At 32.2% G+C, this 14,775-nt stretch carries 22 protein-coding genes; 6 read left to right on the forward strand and 16 right to left on the reverse strand.

Annotation, left to right across the window (positions count from 1 at the left end; all coding sequences use genetic code 11):
* Positions 1–3: 3 nt before the first annotated feature.
* From NY607_RS09350 to NY607_RS09365, 4 genes are all read right to left on the reverse strand, one after another.
* Positions 4–825 (reverse strand): DUF2785 domain-containing protein, encoded by an 822-nt coding sequence (locus NY607_RS09350; RefSeq protein ID WP_259419559.1) that lies wholly within the window; start codon positions 823–825, stop codon positions 4–6.
* Between the two features lie 61 nt (positions 826–886).
* Positions 887–1,348 (reverse strand): hypothetical protein, encoded by a 462-nt coding sequence (locus tag NY607_RS09355; RefSeq protein WP_259419560.1) that lies wholly within the window; start codon positions 1,346–1,348, stop codon positions 887–889.
* A gap of 3 nt (positions 1,349–1,351) precedes the next feature.
* Positions 1,352–1,633 (reverse strand): hypothetical protein, encoded by a 282-nt coding sequence (locus NY607_RS09360; RefSeq protein WP_259419561.1) that lies wholly within the window; start codon positions 1,631–1,633, stop codon positions 1,352–1,354.
* Between the two features lie 247 nt (positions 1,634–1,880).
* On the reverse strand, positions 1,881–2,450 hold the full coding sequence (locus tag NY607_RS09365; protein WP_259419562.1) for an undecaprenyl-diphosphatase: 570 nt from the start codon (positions 2,448–2,450) through the stop codon (positions 1,881–1,883).
* A 283-nt stretch (positions 2,451–2,733) separates the two neighbouring features.
* Here NY607_RS09365 and NY607_RS09370 point away from each other — a divergent pair, with 283 nt between their 5' ends.
* A complete protein-coding gene (locus NY607_RS09370) occupies positions 2,734–2,937 on the forward strand; it encodes a hypothetical protein (protein WP_231595622.1) in 204 nt (67 codons plus the stop codon).
* 161 nt (positions 2,938–3,098) lie between these two features.
* Here NY607_RS09370 and NY607_RS09375 read toward each other — a convergent pair whose 3' ends face one another.
* The gene (locus tag NY607_RS09375; RefSeq protein ID WP_231595621.1) at positions 3,099–3,275 is read right to left on the reverse strand and encodes a hypothetical protein; all 177 of its coding nucleotides are present in this window, start codon (positions 3,273–3,275) and stop codon (positions 3,099–3,101) included.
* Between the two features lie 113 nt (positions 3,276–3,388).
* Between NY607_RS09375 and NY607_RS09380 the strand changes: the two genes are divergently transcribed.
* A complete protein-coding gene (locus tag NY607_RS09380; RefSeq protein ID WP_048392664.1) occupies positions 3,389–3,586 on the forward strand; it encodes a hypothetical protein in 198 nt (65 codons plus the stop codon).
* Between the two features lie 215 nt (positions 3,587–3,801).
* Here the strand turns inward: NY607_RS09380 and NY607_RS09385 are convergent, their stop codons facing one another.
* Positions 3,802–4,122 (reverse strand): DUF1827 family protein, encoded by a 321-nt coding sequence (locus NY607_RS09385; RefSeq protein ID WP_259419563.1) that lies wholly within the window; start codon positions 4,120–4,122, stop codon positions 3,802–3,804.
* Positions 4,123–4,425: 303 nt separating this feature from the next.
* Between NY607_RS09385 and NY607_RS09390 the strand changes: the two genes are divergently transcribed.
* Positions 4,426–4,761, forward strand: coding sequence for a hypothetical protein (locus NY607_RS09390; RefSeq protein WP_054550262.1), 336 nt, complete (start codon positions 4,426–4,428; stop codon positions 4,759–4,761).
* 709 nt (positions 4,762–5,470) lie between these two features.
* Here NY607_RS09390 and NY607_RS09395 read toward each other — a convergent pair.
* A complete protein-coding gene (locus NY607_RS09395) occupies positions 5,471–5,869 on the reverse strand; it encodes a MerR family transcriptional regulator (protein WP_131520109.1) in 399 nt (132 codons plus the stop codon).
* A 599-nt stretch (positions 5,870–6,468) separates the two neighbouring features.
* On the opposite strand from NY607_RS09395, the gene NY607_RS09400 reads away from it, so the two are divergent.
* Entirely contained in the window at positions 6,469–7,098 is a 630-nt protein-coding gene (locus NY607_RS09400) for a TetR/AcrR family transcriptional regulator (protein WP_131520108.1), read from the forward strand.
* A gap of 25 nt (positions 7,099–7,123) precedes the next feature.
* Positions 7,124–7,288: a DUF2197 domain-containing protein gene (locus tag NY607_RS09405; RefSeq protein ID WP_131520107.1), complete on the forward strand. Its 165-nt coding sequence runs from the start codon at positions 7,124–7,126 to the stop codon at positions 7,286–7,288.
* A 274-nt stretch (positions 7,289–7,562) separates the two neighbouring features.
* Here NY607_RS09405 and NY607_RS09410 read toward each other — a convergent pair whose 3' ends face one another.
* Positions 7,563–8,123 carry a hypothetical protein gene (locus NY607_RS09410; protein ID WP_131520106.1) on the reverse strand — a complete coding sequence of 187 codons (561 nt, stop codon included), beginning with the start codon at positions 8,121–8,123 and terminating at the stop codon, positions 7,563–7,565.
* A 305-nt stretch (positions 8,124–8,428) separates the two neighbouring features.
* On the opposite strand from NY607_RS09410, the gene NY607_RS09415 reads away from it, so the two are divergent.
* A complete protein-coding gene (locus NY607_RS09415; protein WP_259419564.1) occupies positions 8,429–9,370 on the forward strand; it encodes a DMT family transporter in 942 nt (313 codons plus the stop codon).
* Between the two features lie 130 nt (positions 9,371–9,500).
* On the opposite strand, the gene NY607_RS09420 is transcribed toward NY607_RS09415, so the two are convergent.
* The 8 genes from NY607_RS09420 to NY607_RS09455 all read right to left on the reverse strand — a co-directional run bounded on the left by NY607_RS09420 (position 9,501) and on the right by NY607_RS09455 (position 14,766).
* Complete coding sequence (locus tag NY607_RS09420) at positions 9,501–9,980, reverse strand: GNAT family N-acetyltransferase (RefSeq protein WP_054550269.1); 480 nt, start codon at positions 9,978–9,980, stop codon at positions 9,501–9,503.
* A 252-nt stretch (positions 9,981–10,232) separates the two neighbouring features.
* A complete protein-coding gene (locus tag NY607_RS09425; RefSeq protein WP_259419565.1) occupies positions 10,233–11,084 on the reverse strand; it encodes a hypothetical protein in 852 nt (283 codons plus the stop codon).
* Positions 11,085–11,533: 449 nt separating this feature from the next.
* The gene (locus NY607_RS09430; RefSeq protein ID WP_193767319.1) at positions 11,534–11,704 is read right to left on the reverse strand and encodes a hypothetical protein; all 171 of its coding nucleotides are present in this window, start codon (positions 11,702–11,704) and stop codon (positions 11,534–11,536) included.
* A gap of 108 nt (positions 11,705–11,812) precedes the next feature.
* Entirely contained in the window at positions 11,813–12,181 is a 369-nt protein-coding gene (locus tag NY607_RS09435) for a hypothetical protein (protein WP_048392639.1), read from the reverse strand.
* A gap of 95 nt (positions 12,182–12,276) precedes the next feature.
* Complete coding sequence (locus NY607_RS09440) at positions 12,277–12,651, reverse strand: DUF6713 family protein (RefSeq protein WP_259419566.1); 375 nt, start codon at positions 12,649–12,651, stop codon at positions 12,277–12,279.
* A 273-nt stretch (positions 12,652–12,924) separates the two neighbouring features.
* A complete protein-coding gene (locus tag NY607_RS09445) occupies positions 12,925–13,530 on the reverse strand; it encodes an ABC-2 transporter permease (protein WP_259419567.1) in 606 nt (201 codons plus the stop codon).
* On the reverse strand, positions 13,523–14,389 hold the full coding sequence (locus NY607_RS09450) for an ABC transporter ATP-binding protein (RefSeq protein WP_131520102.1): 867 nt from the start codon (positions 14,387–14,389) through the stop codon (positions 13,523–13,525). Before NY607_RS09450 ends, NY607_RS09445 begins: the two co-directional genes overlap by 8 nt.
* Before the next feature lie 5 nt (positions 14,390–14,394).
* Complete coding sequence (locus tag NY607_RS09455; protein WP_004225203.1) at positions 14,395–14,766, reverse strand: GntR family transcriptional regulator; 372 nt, start codon at positions 14,764–14,766, stop codon at positions 14,395–14,397.
* Positions 14,767–14,775 lie beyond the last annotated feature (9 nt).

The following is a 14,775-nucleotide window of genomic DNA, read 5'->3' on the forward strand; positions in this document are numbered from 1 at the left end:
AAATTAGGAATAGTATACTTTTTCTACTTTATATAATGTCTGCTCGATAGTGGAGCAGAGAACGGCATCCGCTTTGTAAAATTTAACTCGAAAGTATAAACTTTTCAAAAAGTTCTTTATATTATTTTTTTGCTTAAAGGCAGGGAGAAATTCTGAATTTTTCTCCACATCACCAAAACTTTGAATCCACTGCTCTACACAAGTCTGACTAAGTATTTTTCTATTTAAAACACTAATTATGGATTTGACCATTCTCTCATCTTCCCCATCGGAGTAAATTCGCTCTGTTATAGTCATCTTTTCGTAAACCAAATCGAGGATAGTTAAGAGGTCGCTTTTATCCAGTTCGGAACATTGAGCCAAATCATCTAACGCATCTGCTGCATGGGCTATGGCATGAGCCCAGCCTTTTTCTTCATCATACCCACGGTAATCTCGCTCTTCTTGTACATTGTAAAATATTTTCTCTTTTATGTGATGAATTTGCTCTCTTGAGAGAAATGGTGATTCTCTATGCCTCGTTAAGAGAAGCGGTATGACTAGCATGGAGAAAGACCGAGTGAAGACAGAGTCTGTATTTGTTTCACCAAGCTTAAAAAGCAAATGGTTTTTATCCAAAAAAACCGGTAAAAGTTGTTCTAGTTCGTTTGCGGTGAGAGATTTATCAGGAATCCAGTGTGATAAGGTTGTATAAATTAGCTCATCACGTAGTTGGGCATCCAAAGAGCCAATGTTATTTATCATTTCTAGTATCAACTGAAATCTATCGGGAGGTACTTGGTACCCATTTTCTTTTATTACTATCAACTTTTCTTTTAAATTCATTTTACACGCTCCTATTAGAAAAATTTGTTTGAAATCAACCCTTTTTTGATTAGTAAAGTATTCAACTTACGCCTTTTCTTAATTCGCTCAGTTTTTCTACAACAAAATCATTCAAATCTTTTAGTAATTTATTTGAATCCTTTATGTAATACTTATTATGCCATCGTAACGTTTCTTCTAGTTCATTTAAATTACCTATCGAATCTAAACTATTAATTATTATTTCGATATTCCGATTAACTGTATGTTCGTAACCATTAATTTGGTCGGATAAAATTCCGATGTAAATATTTTTTATAATTAAAGTATTTAAACAAACTGTTAATTCGTTTCGCAGTTTTTCGAGTTTCAGATTGTTTTCGACTAAATCCCTTTTAGCCATATCATAAATTCCGTCATCTTTACGTTTTAAAGAAAATCTATCCTCATATGTGTTAATTAAGATTTGGTGTGTTTTAGTAATTCTGAAATTATCCATTATTTTTTTGTAGATTTGAGTAGATTTTATAATTTCATGGTTCAACTCCTATGCTTTGGTAAGGATTAATGCAATGTAATCTCTATCCCTTGCCTGCTTATCTTGTTTTTTTAACGAATCCTCCATTGATTTTTTGTTTGCTTCGATAATGAAATAAGTAGTTACAATTACGCCTACCATTCCTATTATCCCACCCACTATACTACCTATAAGTCCATTATCAACTTTTAATCCATCTATCAATATTGTATCAATTACGAATGATGTCCCTAAAATTAGGACAACAAAAAATATGATTCCAATAAAAATGTTTTTAATTTTATCTGACATTATTTAACCTCCCACTAAATCATAATCTGAGAGATAATAAATTGGAACAATTTTCTACAAATTCCACTTTTAAAACATCACCAAACCATGCCATCTCAACTCATAGCGTTTTGGCTGTTTGATGTTTTCAAAGCAAAAGAAAAAGTCACACCTGTTTTAAAGTGTACCCTTTGTAAAGGGTACACTTTAATTTTAGACGTGACCTTTAATATTGTTTTACATTAGATTCTTTTTATGGAATTTTCTTCTAATCACTTTTTTCAATGGATTCATATTTGGTAATTCCATTTTCTATTAGTGTTAATTTCGGAAGTGTAAAGTAAATTATTATTGCAGAAGTAATTCCAATAAGAGCACCTACCATTACATCTAATGGATAATGAACTCCTACCCAAATACGTGAAATTCCGACTAATATAGCAAGCAAAATCCATAGACTCCATTTTCCTTTTTTAAATAACCAAAAGGACATACAGAATGAAAAAAATAATATGGTATGATCGCTTGGAAATGAATTATTTATTGCTTTTTCTATCAACTGATTTGTATTCGAAAGGACAGCAAATGGTTGGTGATTAAAATGTAATAACCCTGCAAATTTCCCTATAATTTCAGCCAAAACGAAAGCTATGCTTGCGCACATGAGCATTATTTTATTTTCTCTATCTTTGGTAAACCAGAACAGAATAACAAAAATAGCTAAGAAAATAACTGTGTATTCAGCAATAATAATCATTGGTAAATTGAAGAATTGAAATTCTTTTCCTAGACTATTAAGCATTCTAAATAAATCATTATTTATTTCTAATATATTCAAGACATTCTCTCCTTTATAGCTTAATAAAGCTATGTTAAGAAAAAATGTATCTTTAAACCATCGTAAAAGGTGACAATTAATTGCTTAAGCTAACATTATTGTCACTTTGATTTGAAAGCCTTTATGATTAGTTGTATCAATTGCTCGTTTCTGACATACACGTACAAGTGAACGTGTTTATTTTACATATTCATAATGTATATTGACTCAATCTGAATAGTGAAATATTTACCAGTTTATGTTATCCTTATATAAATTATTAGGAAGCCTCGGGGGTTGTTTTGTGTTGAAAATACATTCTACAAATAGATATATCATATTTATTTTTGGCATTACTTTGATGATAACTGGATTAGGAAGATTATCTGGTTTCTTTGAATATGATTCAGTTATTCCAAATCAATCTGTTGCACTACTATACATATCTATGGGCGTTTCTGTAATGTTCATTTCTTACTTTGTTAAACCCAAAAAAGAAAAAAGTTAAAAGTTTACCATTCCAGATCTTTCAAGCATGTTCCTCATATTGTGTAGTTAGAAACTGTAAACAACCATCCTTGAAATATCTCTTTAATTCTCTTTTCCTAACAACCATTTCTTTATTGTTATTTACTAATCTTACATACTATTCTTTGTTAGCATGAAAGTTTAACTTTCGTCTGTTTCTCCTTTAAAACCTATGATATAGGTTCTGCGATACTCTAATTTGTTAGGTAGCCAACCCAGTTTATGACGTAACATAAATGGTTTCATAAAAACATACCCCTTTATTATAAATTCATATAATTTACTGACAGCCCATATTGACTTTTGTACTTCCTCCATCAACCTCAAATACTCCTATTGTGCAATAATCAAACCGAACCATATTTTCAAATATTACCTAATCATGTTATCCTTTTGTAAGTTATTACCTAAATATCAGGAGTTGTTATAAAATGAAAACACCTTCTAAAATTGGACATATCATATTTGTTTTAGGCATCTTATCGCTTTCAATCGGATCAGCGAGATTAACAGGTGCCCTAGAATACAATTCATTTATTTCAAATAAATCTGTTGCAATACTATTCATTGCTATAGGGGTTTCTGTTATGTTCATTTCATTCTTTGTAAAACCTCTAAAAGTTAAATAACTTTACAGAACAATATCTTTTAAATATCTAACTCCAATTGACCTGTTATCTCTTGTACATGATCATTCCAAACAAGTTGATAATTACTTGCTAACAGAGTTAGCTGGAACAAATTTAAAAGCCTCTAACAGTCGAAGGGATAGTTGCAAACTACGTTTTAAAAAGACCATTAACGATATAACCAGTACTCATATTATTTTATAAGTGACCTGACTTTACTGAGAAAGTGAATTCATTTCTTTATTACGAATATGAACAACTCCTGTATTACTAACTTTTATATTCACTTCTGTAATGCCTCTTTTTAATATATGTTCTATTGCATATCTAATCTCCCATTCTTTAACCTGACCAAGATCATTTGAAATACTAGCATGGCTGGATTTCTTATTTTCACTATGAATAATGACTGTCCCTTCACATTCATATACCTTTACAACACCACCCATAAAACCAGAAGCAATAGTTACAACATCGACTCTTTCTTTTGTTATATCTCGAAATGCTTTAGTTGGAAAATTATATATTTTCGCCATTTTGACCTCTCCTTCTACGGAACGTTTGTTTGTATTTATATTAGAACAAACATTCGCTCTTTAGCAAGGAGAAATTTATGAAAATATAAAAAGTATGTTATGTAGATTTTTTTGAGATTAACGCTTATTCTATGTACAAATTAATCTGCTAATTATTGATAGTTCTTTAACCACTCATAATGCATGTGTAGCCCCTACTTTTTAATCAATTTTAAAACCAATAATACCCATTTATTGAAATATACACTAATATATGATTAAATGTAAATTACTAGGGGATTATACTAGAATGAAGGAATAATAATGGTAAAAACAATTAAAGGTCGCATTTTTGGTTTTGCTCTACTCTCAGCTTTACTTGTTTCATTTTTCATCTATCCATCAGGTAATGTTTCAGCAGCCGAAATCAACGTTGTTCAAAACTCTACTAGTATAGACAATGTCAGTCCAGCTGCTGTGTATACTAAATATGTCACAGTTAATACAAGAACTTCAACGTTTCCACCTGGACAAATTTATCATGTTGAATGGGATGGAGATTTTAAATACGCAGGATACCTAACAAGATTTGATTATGCATACGATCCTGATGCAGGTATTTACTTTGCAACATATAAAGGAAATATTACAATTCAATAAAATTGAATAAACACCTAATCCCCTAGAGTTTTAATAAAGCATAACTAAACATCCTGGTCACTTTTAATAGAAGTGACCTTTTTCTTTCGATAATCCTCGGTAAACTTAATTAATTGTCTACCTTCTCCTCGCTAATACGCTTTTGATGTCATGTAAAACTTGATTAATTTATCATCAATCTTGAATTGTTTGTCGTTTATCACTTTGTACAATGCATATTCAGCTGCTATTGACTCCCCACTTTCTTTCCAGTAATCTTTCTGTTTTATTAAATCCTCCAGTGGTTTTAGCAGCCTGTAGACAAACTCAATAAAGTTTGTCTACAGGCTGACACCTTCTTCTCTGTTTTAATGAAAATTTGATTTATTTAGTAAAGTCCCAAAGGCAATGTTCACATTTTTTAAGAAGCTTCTTTACAAATCATTAGTAAATTGCCATCAAGATCTTTAAACACAAAATAAAAATTATCCTGAATCTCTGTAACAAGTTCAACATTATTTTCTCTCATATATTGATAAGAAGCTTGAATATCATCGGTGAAAAGCTAAATAGAAGCAGCTTAAATTATTGTTTTTCATACTGAATATCGTGGTACTCGAAAGTTTCATTTGCTTGCCAATCGCTCGCATACTTCTTGAGGATCAATGTTTATCACTTTCTAAAATATGGGTACATTCTTTTCCTACATTTTCTAAATACATCGTTAAAATCAACAATTTTCTTCTTTATTTTTCTCTAAAAGTTGCTTTATTTTATTATCTATATTTAATAAAACTAGTTTAATTTGTTTAATCTGATATTCTCTTTGTAACATCTGCTCATATTTTTCTTGAAATATAACTTTGATTTCAAGCAGATTTTGTAATTCTTCTTTTGTCAGTTTTTTATTTTGATCAATATTTTCCGACCAATCAAAAAGCATTTTGATTTCTTGAAGAGAAAATCCTGTTTGTTTAAGTTTAAGAATTGCTTCCACTGTATCAAAGTCTTTCTTGTTATAATTACGGTGCTTATTTTTAATTTCTGGATGCAATAAATTCATTTTTTCATAATAACGTATAGTATCTTTACTAAGACCAGTACATATTGCAAATTCACCAATTTTCATTATGATCCCCTTCTATAATATAAATTTATAAACCATTAGGGTAATTATACAATGGAAAATGAAACGAATGATATGATGGCTGAATGTAATTCGTCCATTTGTTAACCGCCCTTCTGAAACTGCCAATATATGTATCAGGATAAATGCAATTATCAGTAATATAAACATCCAGTCTTTGTTTGGTAGACATAATATTAAGAGAATACTAATTGATACGATAATAAATATGAATGTTCGTACTTCAAATCCAACTTCTTTCCATTTTTTTATCCCAGCCACCCCTATTAAAACCGCGTATAACACAATTAGTATAGTTGTCATAATGACCATCCCCATCACTCCATTCTTTGATTTTATTCATCTTAAAAGATGGAGCCAACTCCATGTCAACAGATAATAAACAACTTACTTTCACTTACAAATAGGCTAAGAAATAATTCCATTAAGCTAAAGTATCATCATCTTCGTCACAAAACACCCTAGTCTAGCTCTGAACAAGCTTTGGTTTAATTTCAAAGTAAAAGAAAAGCCTCCATTTAGGAACCTCCCTAAATGTTTTTTTAATTGCTTAATTAGTACAACCGTGCTAAAATAAATACATGAGTAAAAAAAATAACACAACTAACCAAAAAGAAATGTCATTTATTGAAAAAGCTCGTAGAACTCAAATTGTGGAATGTGCTATCGAAACCATTGCAGAGGTGGGTTACGCTCAAGCTTCTTTAGGTCAAATTGCAAAGCGTGCACAAATCAGTAAGGGGGTTATCTCCTATCACTTTGCAAGTAAGGGGGAATTATTAGAGCAAGTAATTTATGATTACTATATGGCATGTCAAGCTTATACTGCTCCTCTAATAGAAAATCAAAAATCTCCTATAGATAGGCTTAGCGTTTATATTGAATCAAACCTTAGATTCATAGATGAAAATCGGCAGCATGTTTTCGCTGTCATTGAAATTGTTTCTAATGAAAGAACTGCTGATGGCAAACTACGATTTGCGGCGGATCATGATGATACTATTTTTCTTCCCATTGAAAACATACTTACGCTAGGAATGCAAGCGGGTGTCTTCCGAGAATTCACCAAATTGGCTTCAAGAGTAATGGCGTTAACGATACGAAATTCCATTGATGGATTCACTATTGAATTAATGAGAAATCCCCAGTTAAATGTTGAGGAATATACGAGAGAACTGATTACAATATTTGATAAATCAACGAAAAAGTAATAGGTCAGACTTGAGGAGGATAGGTATGTATTACTATGAGGTAATTTGTTCTAGTTGTAGAAACAAATTCAGAGTATACGAGGGGTCACTGAGATTCAGACAGTTAAAGGAAAGAACCGATAAGATTTTTCGTTGCGAAGAATGTTATAGCAAAATTCGTATGGATGCCATTAAAAATTTCTTTAGATAGCTCTTTCAGCCCATCTTGAGAATAAATAAAAGGAAGTACAAGTTAAATAAGTATAAAGCCCAGGCTCAAAATTAATGAGTATCTGGGCTTTGGTCAGTCGTTTCTTAAAATGCCTATTCATGTGTGCATTAAGAATTTGATGCTGATATTCTACTTTGAACACAAAATCTTTGCAAAAATAAAAAGCCATCAAGAATCAGGAACAACTACTACTGCCCCATTCGATTGCACCCATCACATATAAAAAGAACACCTATGTTAGGTGCTCTTCTGATCAATTTTTCTTGTTTAAATCATCTGGATAAACTATCGTGTTAATTACATCTCCATTTGATTCATCTTTAAAAATTACTTTGACTTTATAATCCTTTTCATCTACACCATTAAATAATTGATAGTACATACCTGTTAAAGCTAGTCCGAATGAGGCCATTGTGTCAAGACTATTATCAAATTCTTCTTTGTTTACAGATAAAGTGAATTCTGAAAAGGATTTGTCATAGGTTACATCTTTAATAGATTTGAACTCTTCACTTGCTTTAAGCTCATCTACACTTGCTAGAATGCCTTCTTTTAAACCTTTCATCATTTCTTTATGTTCTGTTTCAGACATTTTATAAGTTAAAGAACCATCCTCATTTTTACTGACTTCCTTCATCCCACTGCTTTTTGCCTTTGAAATAACAGAATCAATGTCCTGACCCTCAAAAAATAGAGCTGGAATAGTTACTTCTACATCTCCACCATCTTTGCTACCTTTTTCCTGGCCCTCACTACAACCAGAGATCAAAACACCTACTAATATAAATAATGGTAGAATCCATTTTCTTGCCATTAAATCTCCTCCTCATACACCAATATACAGAATATGAAGAGATTACACTATACTTTATTAACATAAAGCTCTATTTCTTAACCGCTTCTATACATGAAAAATCATTTCTTTTTTGAGAAACTGATTTTTTTATCGTTATCTTAATGTGTTGGGTGACGTTCCACATCCTAAATAAAATCTATTTCTTACTAAGTGTTCAGTGCTTAATTTTATAAAATTCAACACGTACTTTGATATAATCAATCATGCGTTGTTTTACATTTGTTTTTTTACATTTTCTTCAACAAAGGTTGTGATGAATTTTTATGTTTGCAGTACTTTTGGCTATAAGTATTGGAGCTATTCTTGCTGTGCAAACAGCCATTAATGCTCAATTAAGAAAGTTTGTGATTTCTCCTTTTTTAGCTTCAATGATTTCCTTCGCTGTTGGTGTCATCTTCTTAACTATTACATTAGTAAGTAGTGGTTCATCACTGGGGATTCCATTAGATTTATTGTTGAACCAACCTATCTATATATGGTTGGGGGGAATTGGTGGCGCTATTGCGATAACTACTAACATTCTCTTGTTTCCTAAATTGGGAAGTGTGCAAACAACTATCCTACCGATCTTTGGAATGACTCTCATGAGTATGTTAATCGATCATAATGGCTGGTTTAATGCAACACAATATTCCTTTGGATGGAATCGAATCTTTGGCATATTACTAGTCTTCCTAGGCGTCCTTTTAGCTACAGCTATACGAAGCAAGAAAAATGAACAGTATTCTCCCCAAACAAATAAGGAGAGTGTGCGGAATCTATGGATTTGGCGCATAGTAGGGATTCTAGCAGGAATGTTACTAGCTATCCAAATCGCTGTTAATGGACAATTAGGAAAAGTTCTTCACTCTTCTTCTCATGCTGCCCTTGTTTCATTCTTTGTTGGTACTATTACCTTGATTATAATTGTTGGGTTAAAAGATCGATCTTACACAAGTATTAAAGAGCCTTTTAAACAAGCTGCTCCTTGGTGGATATGGATTGGCGGGATCTTAGGAGGATCTTATGTTCTCATCAATGTATTTCTTGTCAATCAAATTGGAAATGGCCAAACTGTAGTTCTTGCTTTATTCGGTCAAATCACTGGTAGCTTGCTGGTACAGCAATTCGGATTGTTTAACTCGCTAAAGAATCGAATTCAACCATTACAAATAATTGGTTTAATGGTGATGATAGCCGGTGTATTTTTAATCAGGATATTTTAAATAATTTTCTTTGCTAATCTTGATCGATGAAACTCTTTTTCAAGAATGGATGCGACATTTCCCCAAAACATAAAACCAGAGTTCATCTACAAAATGTAGCATAAACTCTGGTGACAATGGTGGTCTAACTTTATTTTATGAATTGCCTCATGATTATTTCTTCGCCGATACGTCCTATTAGCCTTTCATTTGTATCTTCAAACCCTACTTTTACATATAGTTTCTGTGCTGGAATATTATCTTTGTCTACAACTAAAACAATTTCATCGCAATTTGGAAATTCTGCTTTAACAAACTCAACTAGTAATGTCATTCCTTGTTTTGCATAGCCCTTCCCTTGTTCTGTATGATTAATTGATAATGCAGATAATAGCATCGCATTTCTATTCGTAGAATATTTCTTAACTCGTTCATTTGCATTTAGGAGAAAGAAACCAACAGGTGTATTTTCACTTAGAATTACAATGCGATGCTGTCCTTCATTAATTTCCTCAAAATTACTCGGCAGTGCAGAAAATTGTTTTTGCTCTTCAGTAAGTACAAAAGCGTTCAGTCCTTGCATATATTCACTTGAAAAATGTTTTAATTCAACCTTCTTCAGTTTTTCCATTACATAATTCTCCATTCACTTTTTCTATACTTTACCACTTTATTAGGGTGTGGTCATTCATTTATTTGAAATTTCGAAAAACAACACGTTCGTTAGATAAATAAATCACGTAAAAAATGCCCAGGCTCAACATTAATTTGAGTACCTAGGCTTTGTTGTTACTTAGTATATTCATCCTAATACCGTTTTTGGATTTGCCGCTAACACGCTACTGGCTTCATGTTGTACTTTTGTTAGCAATGTATGTAATCTTTACTTGATTTCGTTCACTAACACTGCAGTATTTGGAGCAACAATCGCTTCAATGCCCGAAGCTTTGTAGCTAACTCGAATTGACTCGTTGCTTTTATATAAATGGAAAGTATCCGAACTAAAAACAAATTCCCCGTTCTCATCTAAAGTCGGTGAATAGGTGATATCATAATGGAACTTTATGTCCTTTGCATCGGCTGGCATATCTGGTTCAGGTTGATAATCCTCAGGAACTTCCGTTGTAACGTATCTAAAAAATAGTTGTATGTCGTTTTCATCTATTTTTTTCCAAAGGTCATATGTATTTCCTTGTGCCTTCATACCATCAAAATAAGTTGTTTCCTTTTCTTTATCGGTAAGGGGCAGATAAGGAAGGGCTGCTTTTGCTAATTCCGTTATTTTTATTCTTTTCGTTTCTTTCCCTGCGGCATTATAAATCAATAGTGTTTTGTCTAAACTTCCAAACAAATCATCTCTTTTTCCAACCAGAAGATGGTTTTGAAAGGTTAAAAAAACCTCATCAGGTTGCAACTCTACATTATATTGATTTACAATTTTATTCATCTCTTTAGTCATTAAATGTTCTTCAAGGATATATTTTAAATTTCCAAATCCCAATAAAGGAATGATTGCAGCGATGATCATGCTTAAAAACAACAAACCAAATTTTTTGGCTAAACTAATTTGGTTTTTAATAAAGATAATGGGAATACCCACCGCAAAAGTAAAACCTAATAAGCCAACATATGCAAAAAATTGCATCAACCCTAATTCATCTATTTCGTACATATTAATATATACACACACACCAAGTAGAACGATAGCGATTAATCGTATCAATTGATTTTTCATACTATACTTCCTTCCTTCTACAAACCTCTAAAAGCTATGGACGCACTAAGAAAAGATCGGATAATTTCTCTACAATTGTTTGTCTATTCTCAATTATCAGCCGTGTTTTTCCTTCATAGTTTATTTTGGCTTTTTAATTGTCCCTAAGTTTAGAACTATGTACCATTTTTACGTTTTGTAATGACTAATTAGCATTCTATTTCTATTCCAGTTCCATCGAATACTTTACCTATCAAATCTTACCAATGTCTCACCTTATTTTATATAGGTAATTTTTTCCTTTCTTATAAATAGAAGGAGCCAGGAGATCTGAGTATCATTTTTATAGTATATATCAGCAAGATAACTCGTTACTTATGAATACTACTACTCTTGAGGATCAATATCACAAGTGTATCTCTACCTTCTCTAAAATTATAAAAGACACCAAGTATTAATATCTCAATGGATTATTTACTCTTGGGTATTGTTACAGGGATAGTGGCAACTATTAATATTAATCCTAGATAGAGAGGATATTTTAAACATTCATTCGTTGAATACCCCAATAAATAAGGCATACCTATTATGGCCATTACTACTCCAACTACAAACAAACCCATTTCAATTTTTCTGATCATATTTTTCCCCCATCCCTTAACATTTTACCCCTACAACCAGAGAGGCTTTATCTAAGGAGCTTCTTTAAAATAAAAGACACCCCTCGGAAATAAGGAATGTCTAACTTTTTATCTATACACATCTAACAGATTTAACAAATATCTTTCTAATTCATTAATCGCAAACAAAACTTCCTTATGAAGTCTATCCTCGACAACGCTATCATCATTAAAGACCTCTAAGTATTTATTCACTTCTACAAAGAATTTTTCATACTCCTGTAAAAACTTATCAATCGTTTGATCACCAGGTGTTACAGATAAATAAATTGTTTTAAATAAATTAAAATCACTATACGCATTACTTAAAAAATAGATAGCCAGTATTCTATCGCTATTAATATACAATTTCACAAAAGATAGATTTTGCTTCAATTTTTTCAATGCATTGATAAGATTATTCGTTTGCTTCAACATATTTGCCGTATTACTATACATCTGATAATCACCTCCACCTTTATAATAAGCAGAAAACCAACAAATTGGAATAATTTTCTGCAAATTACTAGCTGAAAACTTCCTTTACAATACAATTAAGTCGAAATATTAGTTAATAATGCTAAATGTATGACAGAAAGGACCCCCATTGGATAAATAATGGATCTTGAAAATCTATTTTTAAATTGATTTCGAGGATGCCTTTCAAAAAATAAATGTAGGATTGCATGAATGATAAAGAATAAATCAAGGATCCAAAAAATGATGGTTTGATACTGACTGAAAAGTAAGGAAAGGATTAAAACGTAAAGAAACAGGTGAATAAAAGTGAATACTTTATAAGCCTTTGAATCTTCCATATCTTTAAGTATTATAAACAATCGCCACTCAGAGCGTCTTATTGCATCCATTTCATGCAAAAGAAATAAAGAAAAGTTAAATAAAAAAAGAACGAGTAATAAATCAGGCATATAAAACCTCCAACAGACTATATACCAAATATTACTATAAAACCACTTTCGAAATACTAAGTAAACATGCCTAAATATGTCGATTTGTAGGCATATGGAGGCTTTCATTCTTCCCCTTATATTAAGCAACACAACCTTTTTACTTCATTCATTTTTGCATAAAGACATTTAAATTCCGTCTTACATTCAGTTCCAAATGAAATTTTATCATGTGTCATCATTCTAAAATTGGCTCCTTCAAGTAATCTTCTAGGAGTAAACAAAAGCACACAATCAGAAGGCTTTTCGTTGGTAAATGAAATTTGTAATCCCCCAAGAAATAATATAGATTAGCATAATGAAAAGTGTCGCCCCTGTATATAAAACCGTAACGGTTGTATTATCTACAAAATCAATAATTGTTGTTAAGTGTTCATTCATATACAATGCAATCGGTCGTGAAATCCAAGTTAAGAGGATAAAGCTAATAAGTATAACCGTTGTAATATAACCCTGTTTAAATATCTGAAATAATGGGAAGGTAAGCGCAGCAAATAGTAAGAATAAGCCACTACCAATGGCAATGTCAGATATCGTAAAATGTTTATTGAAAGCTAGAAGCGCTAGACTTGTAACACATATGGATAAAATCATATAGACAATCGCTCCAAGATAGCGGGATGCGATAATTTCTGTACGTGTGTATGGCAAGGAGTTTAATAATATATTCGTCTCAACTTTTTCATCGTATGCATATGTGTTAAAGGGAATAAAAATACTGGCGACCAGAAAAATTAAAACGGGTGGTGCCCCTAACAAAATAAAAACTAAGATAAAAGGAATAAAAAGCAATAGCTGCCTTTTCTGTAGTATGACATCGCGTTTAATTAAGTTAAGCATGATGGATGCCTCCTTTAAAGTAATACATGATATCTTCCAGAGAGGCACGTTCAATCATAACTGTGTCTCCAAAAATATTTTTCGCAGCTTTAATATTATCCGTTAGTGCTTCAAATCCTGTGGATGCACGATGAACATGAACGAATGCTTTTTCAGTGTCTCTATCAAGTAGATTCAACTCACCTTTAACGAGCGCATAGTTTTCAGCTACATCGTGTATAGATTGATTAAATACTAATTCCCCTTTCTGTATAAAAGCTATGTAATCTGCGATACGATCTAAATCAGTTGTAATGTGCGTAGAAAAGAAAATAGTGCGATTGCCATCAACCATTAATTCCTGTAATAGATCTAACAGCTCCCGTCTAAAAATGGGATCTAATCCTGCTGTCGGCTCATCCATAATGATTAGCTCTGCATGATGTGAGAGGGCTATTGCTAATGAAGCCTTCATTTGCATTCCTTTTGAAAATGTTTTTATTGCTTTGTTAAGCGGTAATTCGAATTGTTCTACATATTGATAAAATATTGTATCGTCCCAGCGCTTGTAGGCAGGTGCAACTATACGTTTTATATCTTTTAAGTTCAACCCTTCAAAAAATATATTGCCATCGTATACAAACCCAATGCGCTGCTTAATCTCCTTCTCATGCGTCTTGTAGTCTAATCCGAAAAGCTTTACTTCTCCAGCATCTGGCCTTAATAGATTCATCATCGTTTTTATCGTTGTAGACTTACCAGCTCCATTTGCCCCAATGAAACCCGTTACAAAGCCTCGCTTTACCTGTAAATTTATATGATTTACGGAAAAGCCCTTGAACCTCTTTGTGACATTCTTTAATTCGACTACATTTTCCATCCCTTTCACTCCTCGTATAAAATCTTCAATAATTCCTTTAGTTCATCAAGAGACAGGCCTATTTCTCTGCTATTCGCAATGACCGCACTTAGCTGTTCCTCAATAACCTTCAGCTTCTTTTCCCGTATAACCTCCAAATTTTGCTCCGCTACAAAAGATCCTTTACCAACAATGGAATAGATAAAGCCCGCCTTCTCCAATTCTTCATAAGCCCGTTTTGTCGTTATTACACTAATTTGTAAATCCTTTGCGAGGTTACGCATGGAAGGTATAGCTGTGCCCTCCTGTAGTTCACCTGCTAAAATAAGTGATTTAATTTGATTCGTAATTTGTTCATAAATTGGCTCCTTTGAACTGTTCGAAATAATTATTTGCATGCCAATCCC

Source organism: Lysinibacillus sp. A4, assembly GCF_024919535.1.
GTDB classification, from domain to species: Bacteria; Bacillota; Bacilli; order Bacillales_A; family Planococcaceae; genus Lysinibacillus; species Lysinibacillus capsici.